Origin of the sequence: Vibrio sp. V43_P6S15P86 (assembly GCF_009904725.1) — a bacterium.
GTDB classification, from domain to species: domain Bacteria; phylum Pseudomonadota; class Gammaproteobacteria; order Enterobacterales; family Vibrionaceae; genus Vibrio; species Vibrio diabolicus.
In genome coordinates this window covers 1-18193 of sequence record NZ_WXWT01000135.1, presented here as the reverse complement: position 1 = coordinate 18193, position 18193 = coordinate 1, and the positions used below count along the sequence as shown (strand labels likewise).

Annotated in this window: 13 protein-coding genes; 10 read left to right on the top strand and 3 right to left on the bottom strand. The window is 45.2% G+C overall.

The genetic code is table 11. The features are described 5' to 3' along the window. Positions 1 to 52: 52 nt before the first annotated feature. A complete protein-coding gene (locus CAG69_RS06025) occupies positions 53 to 1342 on the bottom strand; it encodes a citrate synthase (protein WP_005382163.1) in 1290 nt (429 codons plus the stop codon). A gap of 396 nt (positions 1343 to 1738) precedes the next feature. On the opposite strand from CAG69_RS06025, the gene sdhC reads away from it, so the two are divergent. From sdhC to sucD, 8 genes are all read left to right on the top strand, one after another. Then, positions 1739 to 2131: a succinate dehydrogenase cytochrome b556 subunit gene (gene sdhC, locus CAG69_RS06020; protein WP_161443176.1), complete on the top strand. Its 393-nt coding sequence runs from the start codon at positions 1739 to 1741 to the stop codon at positions 2129 to 2131. Further along, entirely contained in the window at positions 2125 to 2469 is a 345-nt protein-coding gene (gene sdhD / locus CAG69_RS06015; RefSeq protein ID WP_005382169.1) for a succinate dehydrogenase, hydrophobic membrane anchor protein, read from the top strand. Before sdhC ends, sdhD begins: the two co-directional genes overlap by 7 nt. Then, positions 2470 to 4236 carry a succinate dehydrogenase flavoprotein subunit gene (gene sdhA, locus CAG69_RS06010; protein ID WP_005393016.1) on the top strand — a complete coding sequence of 589 codons (1767 nt, stop codon included), beginning with the start codon at positions 2470 to 2472 and terminating at the stop codon, positions 4234 to 4236. A 15-nt stretch (positions 4237 to 4251) separates the two neighbouring features. Next, complete coding sequence (locus CAG69_RS06005) at positions 4252 to 4962, top strand: succinate dehydrogenase iron-sulfur subunit (protein ID WP_005382174.1); 711 nt, start codon at positions 4252 to 4254, stop codon at positions 4960 to 4962. A 170-nt stretch (positions 4963 to 5132) separates the two neighbouring features. Beyond that, complete coding sequence (gene sucA / locus CAG69_RS06000) at positions 5133 to 7958, top strand: 2-oxoglutarate dehydrogenase E1 component (protein ID WP_005393014.1); 2826 nt, start codon at positions 5133 to 5135, stop codon at positions 7956 to 7958. Between the two features lie 28 nt (positions 7959 to 7986). After that, positions 7987 to 9195 carry a 2-oxoglutarate dehydrogenase complex dihydrolipoyllysine-residue succinyltransferase gene (gene odhB, locus CAG69_RS05995; RefSeq protein ID WP_161443174.1) on the top strand — a complete coding sequence of 403 codons (1209 nt, stop codon included), beginning with the start codon at positions 7987 to 7989 and terminating at the stop codon, positions 9193 to 9195. A 213-nt stretch (positions 9196 to 9408) separates the two neighbouring features. Next, positions 9409 to 10575, top strand: coding sequence for an ADP-forming succinate--CoA ligase subunit beta (sucC, locus tag CAG69_RS05990; RefSeq protein ID WP_104971395.1), 1167 nt, complete (start codon positions 9409 to 9411; stop codon positions 10573 to 10575). Next, positions 10575 to 11447 carry a succinate--CoA ligase subunit alpha gene (sucD, locus tag CAG69_RS05985; protein WP_005382181.1) on the top strand — a complete coding sequence of 291 codons (873 nt, stop codon included), beginning with the start codon at positions 10575 to 10577 and terminating at the stop codon, positions 11445 to 11447. The genes sucC and sucD overlap by 1 nt, the downstream gene beginning before the upstream one ends. A gap of 71 nt (positions 11448 to 11518) precedes the next feature. Here the strand turns inward: sucD and znuB are convergent, their stop codons facing one another. Beyond that, positions 11519 to 12304 carry a zinc ABC transporter permease subunit ZnuB gene (gene znuB, locus CAG69_RS05980; protein ID WP_047009526.1) on the bottom strand — a complete coding sequence of 262 codons (786 nt, stop codon included), beginning with the start codon at positions 12302 to 12304 and terminating at the stop codon, positions 11519 to 11521. Then, complete coding sequence (gene znuC / locus CAG69_RS05975) at positions 12297 to 13085, bottom strand: zinc ABC transporter ATP-binding protein ZnuC (protein WP_161443172.1); 789 nt, start codon at positions 13083 to 13085, stop codon at positions 12297 to 12299. The genes znuB and znuC overlap by 8 nt, the downstream gene beginning before the upstream one ends. Positions 13086 to 13163: 78 nt before the next feature. Here znuC and znuA point away from each other — a divergent pair, with 78 nt between their 5' ends. Both znuA and CAG69_RS05965 read left to right on the top strand, forming a co-directional pair. Further along, on the top strand, positions 13164 to 14051 hold the full coding sequence (znuA, locus tag CAG69_RS05970) for a zinc ABC transporter substrate-binding protein ZnuA (RefSeq protein WP_161443169.1): 888 nt from the start codon (positions 13164 to 13166) through the stop codon (positions 14049 to 14051). 201 nt (positions 14052 to 14252) lie between these two features. Further along, positions 14253 to 17630 (top strand): AraC family transcriptional regulator, encoded by a 3378-nt coding sequence (locus CAG69_RS05965; protein ID WP_161443167.1) that lies wholly within the window; start codon positions 14253 to 14255, stop codon positions 17628 to 17630. The last annotated feature ends 563 nt before the right edge of the window (positions 17631 to 18193 follow it).

Here is an 18193-nt window from a genome sequence, read left to right as displayed (position 1 = left end):
GGTTGAGACAAAATCTCAACCCTTTTGTTTGTTTATCTTCTAACTAAAAAGATCATTCACGTTCGTGAAGTGGAGAAAACTCACGCTGTGTCTCACCAGTGTATAGCTGACGAGGACGACCGATGCGGTTCAGTGGATCGCTGTGCATTTCGTTCCAGTGAGCAATCCAGCCGATGGTACGAGAAATCGCGAAGATAACCGTAAACATAGAAACTGGAATACCAATTGCTTTAAGAATGATACCTGAGTAGAAGTCTACGTTCGGGTACAGCTTCTTAGAAACGAAGTACTCATCAGAAAGCGCAATGCGCTCAAGTTCCATTGCTACATCTAGTAGAGGGTCTTGAATGTTTAGCTCTTTGAGAACTTCATGACACGTTTCGCGCATTACTGTCGCACGTGGATCGTAGTTTTTATAAACGCGGTGACCAAAGCCCATTAAGCGGAATGGGTCATCTTTGTCTTTCGCGCGGTCTACATACTCAGGGATGTTATCGACGCTGCCAATCTCTTCTAGCATTCTCAAGCACGCTTCGTTTGCACCACCGTGAGCAGGTCCCCAAAGTGATGCAATACCAGCGGCAATACATGCAAATGGGTTAGCACCAGAAGAGCCAGCTAGACGTACAGTTGACGTCGACGCATTCTGTTCGTGATCCGCGTGTAGCGTGAAGATTTTATCCATCGCACGCGCAACGACAGGATTTACTTCATACTCTTCGCAAGGGTTTGCGAACATCATGTGTAGGAAGTTTTCTGCGTAACTCAAATCGTTGCGTGGGTAGATAAATGGCTGACCGATAGAGTATTTGTAACACATTGCAGCCAGTGTCGGCATCTTCGATAGCAGACGGTACGCCGCGATCTCACGGTGCTCGTCGTTGTTGATGTCAAGAGAGTCGTGGTAGAAGGCTGCAAGTGCACCGACTACACCACACATTACTGCCATTGGGTGAGCATCACGTCGGAAGCCATGGAAAAAGCTTGCGATTTGTTCGTGGACCATAGTATGGCGAGTAACGGTCGTTTTGAATTGCTCGTATTGCTCTCGGGTAGGGGCTTCACCATAAAGAAGGATGTAACATACTTCTAAGTAATCTGCGTTATTGGCTAATTGATCAATCGGGAAACCGCGGTGCAAAAGAATACCTTTGCCGCCATCGATGTACGTGATTGATGATTCACAAGATGCAGTGGCAAGAAAACCTGGGTCAAAAGTAAAGTAACCATTGGCTCCCAGCTTACGAACGTCAATTACAGGTGTACCTAGCGTACCGTCCATAATTGGCAGTTCGATTGGCGCTTGACCTTCAACATGAAGGGTCGCTTTCTTATCCGCCATAACAATCTCCTTTGTTTATTATTTAATCCGTCCAGGATGTTTATGTGCCATTTTTGTACTGTTGTTAAAGCTTAAAGTCAATTTTTCTCCATCTTTGTGTGCACTTGTTATGATTTTTCTCATGAAAATCGTTAAAAATCTGTTCTATGTAGCATAATTTGTTACACCAATTGTATTAGAATGTTGCTCGCCGTATATTGGCTAAGAAAATTTTAGTTAAATCCTTATAAATTCGGGGCTAGAAACAAAGAGTGAGGTTTGTTGCTGGACTCCGATTGTTAACAAGTCGTTTACAATTGTCTGGGTGGTTACTCGCGATATTTGTTAAATAGATGTTAACTTTTGTACGTTTGGAAGCTGAAATTGGTTATAACAATAAATGCTCAATGGAGCTGAGTGAGCAAGCCCGTGAAAGAAAGAAAGTCAAGACCTGTTAATTTAGATTTACAGATCATCCACTTTCCTATCACAGCAATCGCATCCATCCTACACCGTGTGTCTGGGGTAATTACGTTTGTTGCGGTGGGTATACTACTGTGGTTACTGTCCATTTCTCTGTCATCCCCAATGGGTTTTATGGAAGCCGCTGACATCGTCGATAGCTTCTTCGTAAAATTCATCCTGTGGGGAATTCTTACTGCACTTGCCTACCACATTGCAGGTGGTATCCGTCACTTGTTGATGGATCTAGGTCACTTTGAAGAGCTAGATTCTGGCACGATGAGCGCTAAAGTCGCGTTTGGTGCAACAGCAGTATTATCATTATTGGCGGGGATCTTGGTATGGTAAAACACGTATCTTCATTTGGTCGTAATGGTGTACACGATTTCCTACTGATTCGTGCAACTGCAATCATTATGACGCTATACACGATTTATCTGATTAGCTTCTGTGCATTTTCAGATATCTCTTACGCATCTTGGACCCAATTCTTTGGTGGTACCTTCACTAAAGTATTCACCATGTTGGCACTTGTCTCGATCCTGATCCACGCATGGGTCGGTTTATGGCAGGTATTAACGGATTACATTAAGTGCGCGAAACTTCGTGGCGCACTGCAACTTGGTGTTATTGCCGTGCTATTCGGCTATGTCTTCTCTGGTCTATTTATTCTGTGGGGTGCGTAAGTGTCTATTCCAGTTCGTGAGTTTGACGCCGTAGTAATCGGCGCTGGTGGTGCAGGTATGCGCGCTGCACTACAAATTTCAGAACAAGGCCTATCATGTGCTTTGTTGTCAAAAGTATTTCCAACACGTTCTCATACTGTGTCTGCACAGGGCGGTATTACCGTTGCTCTGGGTAACTCGCACAAAGACGATTGGCAATGGCACATGTATGATACCGTTAAAGGTTCCGATTACATCGGTGACCAGAACGCGATTGAATACATGTGTAAAAATGGCCCTGAGTCCGTTATCGAACTAGAAAAAATGGGTCTTCCATTCTCTCGTTTTGATAACGGTACTATCTACCAACGTCCATTCGGTGGTCAGTCAAAAGAATTTGGTGGTGAGCAAGCTGCACGTACAGCAGCAGCTGCGGACCGTACAGGTCACGCGCTTCTGCATACGCTTTACCAACAAAATGTGAAACACAAAACCACCATTTTCTCGGAATGGTATGCACTAGACTTGGTGAAAAACCAAGACGGCGCCGTAATGGGCTGTACTGCGATTTGTATGGAAACAGGCGAAATCTGTTACTTCAAATCAAAAGCAACGATTCTAGCAACAGGTGGTGCAGGTCGTATTTACGCGTCGACCACTAACGCACACATCAACACTGGTGACGGTGTAGGTATGGCATTGCGTGCGGGTGTACCTATGCAAGACATGGAAATGTGGCAGTTCCACCCAACGGGTATCGCTGGTGCAGGTGTTCTTGTTACAGAAGGTTGTCGTGGTGAAGGTGGTTACCTTCTAAATAAAGATGGCGAACGTTTCATGGAGCGCTATGCTCCTAACGCGAAAGACCTTGCTGGTCGTGACGTAGTTGCACGTTCAATGATGATCGAAATTCGTGAAGGCCGTGGTTGTGATGGTCCTTGGGGTCCACACATTAAGCTGAAGTTGGATCACCTTGGTAAAGAAGTGCTTGAGTCACGTCTGCCTGGTATTTGTGAGCTGTCTCGTACTTTCGCGCACGTTGATCCAGTGAAAGAGCCAATTCCAGTGATTCCAACCTGTCACTACATGATGGGTGGTGTACCGACTCAAGTGTCTGGCCAAGCAATCAAGCAAAAGGCTGACGGCAGCGAGATGGAAGTACAAGGTCTATATGCATGTGGTGAGATTGCTTCTGTATCAGTACACGGAGCAAACCGTCTAGGCGGTAACTCATTACTAGACTTAGTTGTATTTGGTCGCGCGACTGGCTTGCACCTTGGCGAAACGCTCGCAGCGCAAGCTGAGGCACGTCCTGCAACTGAATCTGATATTGAAGCATCTCTAGCGCGTACCATGCGTTGGGAAAATAGTACTGGCGGTGAAGATCCAGTTCAAATCCGTAAAGACCTACAAGCTTGCATGCAAAACAGCTTCTCGGTATTCCGTGAAGGCGATGCAATGGCCACGGGCCTAGAAGAGTTGAAAGTGATTCGCGAACGTCTGAAAGATGCACATCTAGCGGACAAGTCTTCAGAATTCAACACGCAACGTATTGAGTGTCTAGAGCTAGACAACTTGATGGAAACAGCATTCTCTACAGCCGTAGCGGCGAACTACCGTACTGAAAGCCGTGGCGCACATGCTCGTTTCGATTTCCCTGAGCGTGATGATGAGAACTGGCTATGTCACTCTATCTACAACCCGGAAACAGAAGCGATGACTAAGCGTGATGTGAACATGACGCCAACGCATCGTGAAGCTTTCCCACCGAAAGTACGTACATACTAAAGGGAGGATACGACTATGAAATTGAACTTCTCTTTATACCGTTACAATCCGGACGTGGATACCAAGCCTTACATGAAAGAGTATACCCTTGAGGTAGACGAAGGCTCAGACATGATGGTGCTTGATGCATTGATTCTGCTAAAAGAGCAAGATCCAAGCATCGCGTTCCGTCGCTCATGCCGTGAAGGGGTATGTGGTTCTGATGGTTTGAACATGAATGGTAAAAATGGTCTAGCGTGTATCACACCGTTATCTGCTCTACAAGGCGATAAGATAGTTATTCGTCCACTGCCAGGGTTACCTGTCGTGCGCGATCTTATCGTTGACATGACGCAGTTCTATGATAACTATGCGAAAGTTAAACCATTCTTGATTGATGATGGTGCATTACCACCATCACGCGAGAACCTACAATCGCCTGATGATCGTGCGCATTTAGATGGATTGTACGAATGTATCATGTGTGCATGTTGTACAACGTCTTGCCCATCATTCTGGTGGAACCCTGACAAATTCATCGGTCCAGCTGGTCTTCTTGCGGCGTACCGTTGGCTAATTGATAGCCGCGATACGGCAACAGATGAACGTTTGTCTGATCTTGATGATGCATTTAGCGTTTTTCGTTGCCATGGCATCATGAATTGTGTAAGTGTTTGTCCTAAGGGATTAAATCCGACGAAAGCCATCGGCCATATTAAGTCGATGCTGGTTAATCGCTCGGTTTAATTTACTCGCTCTTAGGAATGTCGCAGTGTTGCGGATCACCCGATATGACCGCTTCACTGCTTCAAGAATATTTCGAGTAAAGAATACAAAAATTGCCGACTAGTTCTGGTCGGCTCTTATAGCTCGGCAAAGACCGAAGCAAACGTGAAAACTACTGGTTAAGGGAAAATATGCACAACGGCGTGATGAAGGCATGGCTCGAGTCTTCACACTTGGCTGGCGCCAATGCAACGTATGTAGAGGACCTCTACGAACTGTATCTAAGTGATCCCGATCTGGTAAGTGAGGAGTGGAAACGTGTTTTTGAAGGCTTACCTAAGCCGTCAGAAGAAGTGGCAGAACAACCACATTCACGTGTCCGTGACTACTTCCGTCGACTCGCTAGAGAAACAAAGCATTACAATGTCCAAGTTAGTGACCCAGATGTCGATGCAAAACAAGTAAAAGTTCTACAGCTAATCAACGCATACCGTTTCCGCGGACATGAAGCTGCAGAATTAGACCCACTAGGTCTATGGCAACGCCCAACCGTGGCGGAGTTAGACCCTGCTTTTCATAATCTTACCGAAGATGACTTCGAAGAAACTTTCAACGTAGGTTCTTTTGCTGTTGGGCAAGAAACCATGAAGTTGAAAGACATCTATGAAGCCCTCAACAAAACTTACTGCGGTTCCATCGGTGCTGAATACATGCACATGACTGACACAGAGCAAAAACGTTGGATCCAACAACGTCTTGAGTCTGTCGTAGGCCAGCCATCATTCAACAAAGATGAGAAGCGCACATTCCTAGAAGAGCTAACAGCCGCTGAAGGTTTGGAGCGTTACCTCGGGGCGAAATTCCCAGGTGCAAAACGTTTCTCTCTAGAAGGTGGTGACGCACTGATTCCGATGACGAAAGAGTTGATCCGTCATGCGGGAACAAGTGGGATGCGTGAAGTGGTTATCGGTATGGCTCACCGTGGTCGTTTGAACATGCTGGTGAACGTGCTTGGTAAGAAGCCTCAAGATCTGTTCGATGAGTTTGCCGGTAAACACGACGAAACTTGGGGCACGGGTGATGTGAAATATCACCAAGGTTTCTCTGCCGACTTTGCTACCCCAGGTGGTGATGTTCACTTAGCTCTTGCATTTAACCCATCGCATCTAGAAATCGTCAACCCAGTAGTCATGGGGTCGGTGCGAGCACGCCAAGATCGCTTGGGTGATAATCAAGGTAGCAAAGTGCTTCCTATCACTATCCACGGTGACTCTGCAATCGCTGGTCAGGGTGTGGTTGCCGAAACGTTCAACATGTCACTGGCTCGTGGTTTCCAAGTCGGTGGTACGGTGCGTATCGTTATTAACAACCAAGTTGGCTTTACGACGTCTAACCCTCGTGACACGCGTTCAACGATGTACTGTACAGATATCGCTAAGATGGTTCAGGCGCCAATCTTCCATGTGAATGCCGATGACCCAGAAGCAGTTGCTTTTGTTACTCGTATTGCTTTGGATTACCGCAACGAGTTCAAGCGCGATGTCGTGATTGATTTGGTGTGTTACCGTCGCCACGGTCACAACGAGGCCGATGAGCCAAACGCGACTCAGCCTTTGATGTACCAAAAAATCAAAAAACACCCTACACCACGCAAATTGTATGCGGATATTCTGATCGATAAAAACGAATCAGATATCGAGACAGCGACTCAGTTAGTCAATGAGTACCGCGACGCATTAGACCGCGGTGAAGTGGTGGTTAAAGAATGGCGTCCAATGGCGTTGCACTCTGTAGACTGGTCCCCTTACCTAGGGCATGAATGGGATATGGAGTGGGATTCAAAATATGACAAGACGCGTCTTATCGAGTTGGGTAATCGTCTTTGTCAGTATCCAGAAAGCCATAAACTGCAAAGCCGTGTTAATAAGCTTTACAACGATCGCCTAGCAATGATGACCGGTGAAAAAGCAATCGACTGGGGTATGGCAGAAACTCTCGCGTATGCAACATTAGTTGATGATGGTAAGCGTATTCGCCTTTCTGGTCAGGATTCGGGTCGTGGTACTTTCTTCCACCGTCACTCGGTTCTTCATAACCAAACAGATGCAAGTACGTACATTCCATTAGCGAATATTCATGACAATCAGGGTCCATTCCAAGTGTTTGACTCAGTACTGTCAGAAGAAGCTGTATTGGCATTTGAATACGGTTACGCAACAGCAGAGCCAGGTGGCTTGACTATTTGGGAAGCGCAGTTTGGTGACTTTGCCAACGGCGCGCAGGTTGTGATTGACCAATTCATCTCGTCAGGTGAGCAGAAATGGGCACGCTTGTGTGGTCTCACAATGCTTCTACCTCACGGTTACGAAGGTCAAGGCCCTGAGCACTCCTCTGCACGTCTAGAGCGTTACCTTCAGTTGTGTGCTGAGCAAAATATGCAGGTTGTAGTTCCTTCAACACCGGCTCAGGTATACCACATGATTCGTCGTCAAGTTGTACGCCCAATGCGTCGACCTCTGATTGTTATGTCGCCAAAATCTTTGCTGCGCCATCCCCTATGTACTTCGACAATTGAAGACTTAGCGGACGGTACATTCCAATCTGCAATTCCAGAAGTAGATGATTTAGACCCAAGCAAAGTAAAACGCGTCGTGTTCTGTTCAGGTAAGGTTTATTTTGACCTACTGGAGCAGCGCCGTAACAACGAGCAAGACGATGTCGCTATCGTGCGTATCGAGCAGCTTTATCCATTCCCGATGGAAGAAGTACAAGCAGCGATTGCTCAATACACTAACGTTGAAGACTTCGTGTGGTGTCAGGAAGAGCCTCAGAACCAAGGTGCTTGGTACTGTAGCCAACACAACTTCCGTGCCGCTATTCCTGCAGGTGCAGATCTTAAATACGCAGGTCGCCCAGCTTCTGCTTCGCCAGCAGTTGGCTACATGTCGGTGCACTTGAAACAACAAAAAGCGTTGGTTGAAGACGCTCTGAACGTGAACTCAAAAACTTCGAATTAAGAACTAGAAGTTAAAGGAAGAAACAGATATGACAATTGAAATTCTGGTTCCAGATTTACCTGAATCAGTTGCTGATGCAACCGTAGCGACATGGCACAAACAACCAGGCGACGCAGTAGAGCGTGACGAGGTTTTGGTTGACATCGAGACAGACAAAGTCGTGCTAGAAGTGCCAGCTCCGGAAGCAGGCGTTTTGGAAGCTATCGTTGAAGAAGAAGGTGCGACAGTACTTTCTAAACAAATCATTGCTAAATTGAAGCCAGGTGCAGTTGCAGGTGAGCCTACCGCAGACAAAACAGAAGGTACGGAAGCATCTCCTGATAAACGTCATAAAGCTGCGCTTAGCGAAGAAAGCAATGATGCACTAAGCCCAGCAGTACGTCGTTTATTGGCTGAGCATGGCTTAGAAGCAAGCCAAGTGAAAGGCACTGGCGTTGGTGGTCGTATTACGCGCGAAGATATTGAAGCGCATCTTGCGAACGCTAAAGCTGCGTCAAAAGAAGAAGCACCAGCAGTGGTTGACGTGCCGGCAGCGGCTCGTAGCCAAAAACGTGTTCCAATGACTCGCCTGCGTAAGACAGTCGCTAACCGTCTACTAGAGGCGAAGAACAACACGGCAATGCTAACGACGTTTAACGAAGTGAACATGAAACCAATCATGGACCTTCGTAAGCAGTACAAAGATCAGTTCGAAGAGCGTCACGGTATTCGTTTAGGCTTCATGTCTTTCTACGTGAAAGCTGTAACAGAAGCGCTTAAGCGTTACCCAGAAGTAAATGCTTCGATTGATGGTGATGACATTGTTTACCACAACTACTTCGACATTAGCATGGCGGTATCAACACCACGTGGTCTAGTTACACCTGTCCTAAAAGACTGTGACAAGCTTGGTTTCGCTGATGTTGAAAAAGGCATCAAAGAACTGGCTATCAAAGGTCGTGATGGCAAGCTAACGGTAGACGAGCTAATGGGCGGTAACTTCACTATCACAAACGGTGGTGTGTTCGGTTCACTAATGTCTACACCAATCATCAACCCACCTCAATCAGCGATTCTTGGTATGCATAAGATCCAAGAGCGTCCGATGGCAGTGGATGGCAAAGTTGAAATCTTGCCGATGATGTACCTAGCGCTGTCTTACGATCACCGCCTAATTGATGGTCGCGAGTCTGTTGGCTTCCTAGTGACGATTAAAGAGTTGCTAGAAGATCCAGCACGTCTCCTATTAGACGTTTAATATCGCTAAAACGTCTAGTTATCGTAGGTAGCTAGACGTTAAAAATTTCAATGGCTAGACTAGCTCAACGTCTGGCCTTCATTTGAATCCCACACCATGAGTACTCGTGATGAGGGATTGATTTGAGAAGACCCTACAGACGTACAAGCAGCCAAGACTGCAGCGTTATGGAAATAATAAATCCCTTAAGGGAAAAACAAACGGAATATCGAAATGAATTTGCATGAATACCAAGCCAAACAGCTGTTTGCAGAATTCGGTTTGCCTGTGCCAGAAGGCTACGCGTGTGATACACCACAAGAAGCTTTTGAAGCTGCAGGCCGTATCAGTACAGAAAAGAAAGTAGTTAAATGTCAGGTTCACGCTGGTGGCCGTGGTAAAGCGGGCGGTGTAGAGCTGCACGATACAAAAGAAGGCGTTAAAGAGTTTGCACAAAAGTGGTTAGGTAAAAACCTAGTGACTTACCAAACTGACGCTAACGGTCAGCCAGTTACAAAAATCCTTGTTGAAGAAGCTTCAAACATTGCAAACGAATTATACCTAGGTGCGGTTGTTGACCGTGCAAGCCGTAAGATCGTTTTCATGGCTTCAACAGAAGGTGGTGTGGAAATCGAAAAAGTTGCGGAAGAAACGCCGGAGCTTATCCACAAAGCAGCAATCGATCCACTAGTAGGCCCACAAGCTTACCAAGGTCGCGAGCTTGCGTTCAAACTTGGTCTTGAAGGTGACCAAATCAAACAATTCGTTAAGATCTTCATGGGTCTTGGCACGATGTTCGCCCAGTACGATCTTGCTCTACTTGAGATCAACCCACTTGTGATTACTGGCGAAGGCAACCTGCTATGTCTTGACGGTAAGATCAACATCGACTCAAACGCACTGTACCGTCAGCCTAAGCTTCGTGAAATGCACGATCCATCACAAGAAGATGAGCGCGAAGCGCACGCAGCTCAGTGGGAACTGAACTACGTAGCACTAGACGGTAACGTTGGCTGTATGGTTAACGGTGCTGGCCTAGCAATGGGTACGATGGATATCGTAAACCTACACGGCGGCAAGCCAGCTAACTTCTTAGATGTAGGTGGCGGCGCGACGAAAGAGCGTGTTGCTGAAGCATTCAAGATCATCCTATCTGATGACAACGTGAAAGCGGTACTTGTTAACATCTTCGGTGGTATCGTACGTTGTGACATGATCGCAGAAGGTATTATCGGTGCGGTTAAAGAAGTAGGTGTAAGCGTACCTGTTGTTGTTCGTCTAGAAGGTACTAACGCTGACCTAGGTCGCGAAGTTCTTGCTAATTCTGATGTTGATATCATTGCTGCTGAGTCGCTAACGGATGCTGCTCAGAAAGTTGTTGCTGCTGCGGAGGCTAAATAATGTCTGTATTAATTAACAAAGACACTAAAGTAATCTGTCAGGGTTTCACTGGTGGTCAAGGTACTTTCCACTCAGAGCAAGCTATCGCATACGGCACTCAGATGGTTGGTGGTGTTTCTCCTGGTAAAGGTGGCCAAACTCACCTAGGTCTACCTGTATTCAACACAGTTCGCGAAGCAGTAGAAGCAACTGGCGCAACAGCGACAGTAATCTACGTTCCAGCACCTTTCTGTAAAGATGCAATTCTAGAAGCGATTGATGCCGGCATCGAGCTAATCGTAACAATCACGGAAGGCATCCCTACAACAGATATGATCGACGTGAAAGTGAAGCTAGAAGAAACTGGCGTTCGTATGATCGGTCCTAACTGTCCGGGTGTTATCACTCCTGACGAGTGTAAGATCGGCATCATGCCTGGTCACATCCACAAGAAAGGTAAAGTAGGTATCGTATCTCGCAGCGGTACTCTAACTTACGAAGCAGTTAAGCAAACAACAGACGAAGGTTTCGGCCAGTCTACTTGTGTTGGTATTGGTGGTGACCCAATCCCAGGTTCAAACTTCATTGATATCCTAAAACTGTTCCAAGAGGACCCTGAAACTGAAGCGATTGTTATGATCGGTGAAATCGGTGGTACAGCAGAAGAAGAAGCAGCAGCATACATTAAAGAAAACGTAACGAAGCCAGTGGTTTCCTACATTGCTGGTGTAACTGCTCCTCCTGGTAAACGTATGGGCCACGCTGGTGCGATTATCTCTGGCGGTAAAGGTACTGCTGAAGACAAATTTGCTGCACTAGAAGCGGCGGGCGTTAAGACTGTGAAATCTCTAGCAGAGATCGGCCAAGGTCTACGTGAAGTAACGGGCTGGTAATTTCCAACTCGAAGCTTAAAGCTAAAAAAGCCTAGCAATTATTGCTAGGCTTTTTTGTATCAAGGTACTTTTTACGATTTTTGGCGAATAAATTGGCTAAGCATAAACAGAGATGTTGCGCTGATTACTACTGATGGGCCAGCCGGCGTATCGAAGTGCCATGATAGGCTAAGCCCCATCAGTACTGCCACAGAGCCAATAATGGATGCGAACAATGCCATTTGCTCTGGTGATGAAGATACTTTACGAGCTGTTGCTGCTGGGATAATTAGGAGCGAAGTCATGATCAACGCGCCAACGAACTTCATACCTACTGCGATTACTACACCCACCATTAGCATTAACACCAATCTAACTAAGTCTGTATTTACGCCCTCAACAGCGGCAAGTTCTTCACTAACAGTGCTAGAAAGCAGTGGGCGCCAGAAGACGTACAAACATGCACTTACCGCAACAACACCTGCGTAAATAAACATCAGATCTTGTGGAGAGACTGCAAGTAAGTCCCCAAATAGGTAGCTCATTAAATCGACGCGCACGTTTTCCAAAAAGCTAACCGATACTAAGCCGATAGAGAGTGCACTGTGTGCCAAGATACCTAACAACGTGTCTGTAGCCACAAGTTGTTGCTTTTGCAGAGTGACAAGCAAAACGGCCAGAGCTAAACAGCAAACGAGTAGTGCAAGATAAAGGTTCACGTTGAGCAGAAAGCCTAATGCCAAACCCATCAATGAAGCATGTGCCAGGGTATCACCGAAGTAAGCCATTTTGCGCCAAACGACAAATGACCCAAGAGGACCTGCTATGATCGCGATGCCAATACCAGCAAGAATAGAAGGTAGAAGAAACTCAATCATGGTGATGATGTCCGTGTTTATGGTTGGAGCATGATGTCGCATCGCCAGTAACTGGCGTTCCGGATAAATCGTGATGATGATGCTCATGGTCGTGATGATAAAACGCGAGCGATTCTCTCGCTGCATTGCCAAATAGCGCGATGTAAGAAGGGTGCTGAGTAATCGTGGCAGGTGAACCAGAACAGCAAACATGGTGATGCAGACAAATGACATCATCTGTTTTGGCCATTACTAAATGTAAGTCGTGTGACACCATAAATACACCGCAATCGAATCGGTGACGGATGCTTTCAATTAGATCGTAGAGATCGATTTGACCTTGAATATCCACACCCTGCGCAGGTTCATCTAGCACTAACAGCTCTGGGCGTTGAAGCAAAGCACGCGCAAGTAATACGCGTTGGTTTTCACCACCTGACAAGCGATGCATGTTACTACTAATTAAATGCTCAGCGCCAACAAGCCTTAATGCATCAATACATTCTTGTTTACTGTATTTTCCTGCTAAATTTAGAAAACGGGTGACATTCAATGGAAGAGAGTCATTGAGCTTCAATTTTTGAGGAACATAACCAATTTTTAGTTTTCTTTGTCGGTTTAATTTGCCGCTAGTCGGTTTTTGAAGGCCTAAAATGACTTTGACTAACGTTGATTTTCCCGCTCCATTGGGACCAATTAGGGTTGTTATTTTGCCCTTTTGTAATTCCATACTAATGTTATCGAGAACTCTGCGGCCATCGAACTCGACGCATAAGTGATCAAGATGGACTAAGGAAGACATGAATGAAACTCATTTGCAAATCAATAATGTTATAATGTAACATTATCACACTTTCTACACCATATCCCAAGTAAAACTATGAAAAGAGCATTAATTCTTGCTGCGTCAGCGATGCTAACGTTGCCAGCACACGCAGTAACGGTACTAACGAGTATCAAACCTATTCAGTTATTAGTGACAGAACTTACTCAAGGGGTGACTTCGCCAGATGTATTACTGCAGTCCAACACTTCGCCCCATGATTACGCTTTACGCCCATCGGATGTTAAGAAAATCGCTTCTGCTGATTTAGTTATTTGGTACGGACATGATCTCGAACCGTTTCTGGAAAAAGTTGTGTCAGACAGATCGAATACTCTGACTATTAGTCAAATTCCAGATCTAGATTTGCGTGAGTTTGATAGTGAGCACAACCATGACCATGATGGCCACGATCATGGTTCACACGATCCGCACTTTTGGTTAGGTGTAAGTCAAGCACAACAAGTTGCCAAAGCTGTCGTGAATCAACTGGGAGCACTTGATCCGGAAAATGCAGCACAGTACCAAGAAAACCTTAAAAAATTTGAAACTGAGCTCAGCCAGACGGACCTAGAGATCAAGAAGAAATTATCGCCAGTAAAAGACAAAGGTTACTTTGTGTTTCACGATGCTTATGGTTATTTCGAAGAGCGTTATGAGTTAAATCAAATGGGGCACTTCACCGTGAGCCCGGATCGTAAGCCGGGCGCAAAAACCTTAATCCAAATTCGTCAAAAGTTAAGTTCAGGAGATGTAGCCTGCGTGTTTTCTGAACCTCAGTTTACTCCAGCTGTCGTTCAGAGCGTGATGCGAGGTAGCAAAGTTGCCAAAGGTGAACTTGACCCATTAGGGAGCACAATTGAAGCAAAACCGGGCAGTTACTTTACTTTTCTCAACAATATGGCGAATAATTTTGAGCAGTGCTTGAGCCAAAAGACGGATTAAGTAGTGTTGTTGTGTAGGAATAGTCCTTTTAACGTGATCCAGTAGTAAGAATTACAACCTTTGGCAAGGCGAGCCTTTTCTCAAACAGTAATTGAGATATCATTATCAATAATTAGCAGCTCAAAATAACCGTATAAGTCCATGCTGCAGAAGATATGGACGGTGAGCGCCGAGCACAAATTGATATAAAAGGTTTTCGTCTTGCTACGCCAATTAGCCCTTGTCTTGTTGGGCTTTTTCCTATCTTTCCAAGCATTTGCTCTTCATAATGCGAATGCCATCTTTTACCCTTTGCCGACTCAGGTTAAGGGTACTTTTATTGCGGCTAAAAAATTGTTCTTGGGTGAGCAAGGGGGCTTGTGGATTCACGACGTGCATGGGCGGGTGTTGTTTTATGATGGCCAAAATATCCTACCTAAATCAGGCAGTTTTTTACAAACGTCTGCCAAGCAACTGGCTTATCATGAAGGCTCGTTCTGGACCTTTGTTGAGAATGAGGTGTATCAAACTTATCCAAATCAAGAAAGACGTTTAGTCTTTAGCTTAAACCCCGGGTCGCAAATAAGAAAAATCGGTTCTTCTGAAGATTATATTTGGGTTAGTGATGGCGCACATTTCTATACTTACAACATCGATACTAGCGAGTTAAAGTCCTTTTCTTTGTTGCAGCTCTATCAACATAGCAACAATAGCTATGTTTATATTAACGATGCAGTTCTGCTCGAAGAGAAGTGGGCACTTGCTACAACTTCTGGCTTTTATCTTTCAGAAGGAGATAAGTTTGACCATGTAGTCGCTTCAGGTCAGAACTACATTGAAAAGATCTACTACTCACACACGCGCAGAGAAATTCTGGTAGGAACGTTGCGTGGGGCATTAATTTTCAATATTTATCAACCTGATAAAGAGGTGATTAAGATTGGCGGCTCTCATGTGTTGACTTTCGCTGAGACAAATCAAGAGTACTGGGTGGGGACTGAGCATGGTCTGTATTTATACTCATTCTTGTCAGGCGAAGTGACAGAAGTCGAGCCTGCAAGCTTTCTTGAACTGGAGCTGGATAATACAAAGATCTATTCGCTACTGAGTGACAACATGGGAGGGATGTGGATCGCGACTAACCAAGGCATTCGCTATTACTCCTTGTTTAGTAAAAAGTTTGAACGAGTAACCTTCAGTAGTTACGACTCGCAAACCTTATCAGGGCGAATTCGACAAACCTCCACAGGACCTGATGATGCGCTTTGGTTCGCGGATGACCGAAAGCTTTATCGGACAGGTGAGAGTGGCAACATCAAAGTCTTGGAGCTTGATTCGCAGATCAATGAATTTGCATTTCAAGGTGGGATGCTTTGGCTTGCGACCTCTAAAGGGCTCGAAATATTCGAGCTGAATGGTCTTAACAAAGTGACATTTCCTTATTTACAGGTTATGGCTGGACACGCAGTGGAGCATGTGACTGTAGATGGTAATGAGCGTCTCTGGGTATCAAGCGGATACCATCTTTACAATGTTGATATAACCAAGCAAAGCGTAAGAAATTTTGGAAGTGAGTGGCTAGTAAGTCAGTACTTACCAGCTAAGGTTACGCGTTTATACGACACTGAAGATTCTCTATTGATAGGGACCGATCATGGGATTTATCAATACAGCAATGAAAACATCCAGTTCATCCGCTATTCCGAAAAATTTGGTGAATCATTAGACATGGTCACGGCGGTTGATGGCAGTCAGTGGTTTGCGTCATCTTACGGCGTTTTTAAAACGATTAAAGGAAGTAACGAGAAACATGTTGTTGAAATGAGTGTGCCCAACGCGCGACCTGCTTGCTTGATCAGAGACAGGCAAGGTGTGTGGTTAGCCTCTTCTGTCGGATTAAGCTATTACCACCTTTCGGGTGAATTAGTGAAACATTATTCATCGGCGTCTGGCTTAATGAACAACGAGTTTCTACCAGGAATCTGCAGTGTTATACAGCAAAAAGAAGGTGGTGAGCGAGAGCTCGTCCTAGGGTCGAAATACGGGTTGGTAAAAGCTGAAGCATCCAAGCTGCTTGTGTCCAACCCTCCAGAGTCGAAGTTTATCGTGAGCCAAGTTGTGCTTGAAAACGGGATTCTACAAGTTGGTAGCGCCGATTTGAATGGCATAAAATTACCGTATGGCTCTTCTCTAAGTTTCTTATTTGGCGTGATGCCAAAACCAGACAGCCAAAATTTGTATTATCGATTGAATAGCGATGATCCTTGGCAAGCGCTAGAGGGAGGCCAACTGACTCTAGAGCATCTCAATTCCGGTGAATACCATCTACAGGTAAGTAATGAGTCTCAAGTCGCTGCTGGATTGGTTGGGCTCGAGTCATATTTTATTGTGCTTAATCCTTGGTATTTATCGCAACTCGCAATTTTAGGTTTTGTGGTCGCGAGTATTGCCATGGTTGCACTACTTATGTACTGGCGTTCTCGCTATGTTGTACAGGCTAACCGTGATTTAGCTGCGCAAGTGACACTCAAAACTAACCAGTTGAGGCATCAAAGCCGAGTGTTGTTGACGAGTAACCAACAGCTACGTAAACAGATTCAAGTCAGAAACCTGTTGGTTGATCACGTGGCGCAATCTATTAAGTCCAGTGTGGATTTTATAGCGTCAAAATTACCCATACCTTTGGATGCAGCTACGGAAGATCATCTGGCGAAAACGACATGGCAATTAAATGAGTTAAAAAGTGTTCCTGGCGAAGCTAGCGGCGGCAGTCACAATTACAATTTGAGTCAGATAACTCAATCGGTGGTTGATGTATGGCAAGATGATTTTGCGAAGGCTGGGATTATGGTGGAGCTTGAAGATGAGAGAAAAACAAGTCGAATTGCTCTGGAAAGCTTTAACCTTGATGTTATCTTCAACAGCATTTTTGCCAATATCATCAAGCGTTCTTTCCGAGGCCAAACGGTGAGAATCATGCTAGAAGAGGGCAATGATATTGTTTCATTGAGTTTTCTTGATTATGGGACGCAACTGCCTAATAAAGTCACGACCGGGCGTCCATCTAATATGAACCACTCTGAATTGAGTATTGATCATCTTGCCCAGTTAGTGACAACGAGTGGAGGATACTTGGCGGTGTTTACTTCCGACGCTCAAAATAAAATCGAAATTACATGGCCAACTGCGAAGGAAATGAGTTATGTGGATGAATCTTTGCAAGAATTTGAGTCTGAACCTCTCGTCGAAGATAAAGTGACCCCAGAGAAAGAATGGTTGCAAAAAGTCTATCAGCTGGTGGCTGAGCATTACCATGACCCTGAGTTTGGTACTGCTTTAGCGGCTAAAATGCTGTTCATGTCAGAACGCTCTTTACAGAGGCGCTTTAAATCAGCCTCGTCAAGAACGTTAAAAGATTATGTAACCGAAGTTCGTTTAGAAACGGCGTGTGAGCAGTTATTAGCGGGCGAGAAAATCAGCGAAGTAGCGTTTAACTGCGGCTTTAATGATCCTTCTTACTTTAGCCAAAAGTTTAAATTGCATTTTGGTTTGCCTCCTTCCAAGTTTGCTTTGACTCAAGAAAGCCAAGAAACCAACTAAAAAACCTCATTACACACTCCCTAGTGAATATTCAAAAGACTGGGGAGCTGCTTATAGTGCTCTACTATTGCTAGAGCTACCAATGCAGTGATTCTCATTGCTTCTTCATCACATCTAGCCTACAAATCCATTCTCAATACGTAAGCACGGTCACGCTCTATCTGTTAGTAGCGCTGTTCTTAGCTATAACCATACATGGCTTAAGAGGACGGATTTACCTACGGCGACAAATAGATGAATGGTTGTATTTTTGTATCTAGAGTGCGTTGGTTCATTTGAGTAGTGGGGGGATGCGAAATTCGTGAAAACAGAACTGTGCTGAAAAGGTGGATAAGATAAAGAGTTTAGAGAGAGATGAAAAAAATATCGTGGTATAGCCGGGGGGACTATACCACGGGTGTCAATGACACCTTCGCTTGCTGCCGGAGTGACATGTTGCCATGCCACCTCTGGAATTCATTTGAGAGGTTGCCCTCTCGATGGAGTAACTATACGAGAGGTTACTTATTTTTCTTATAAAAATAACGCCATGTTGATATGAGAAAAACGACAAAGTTTTAAAT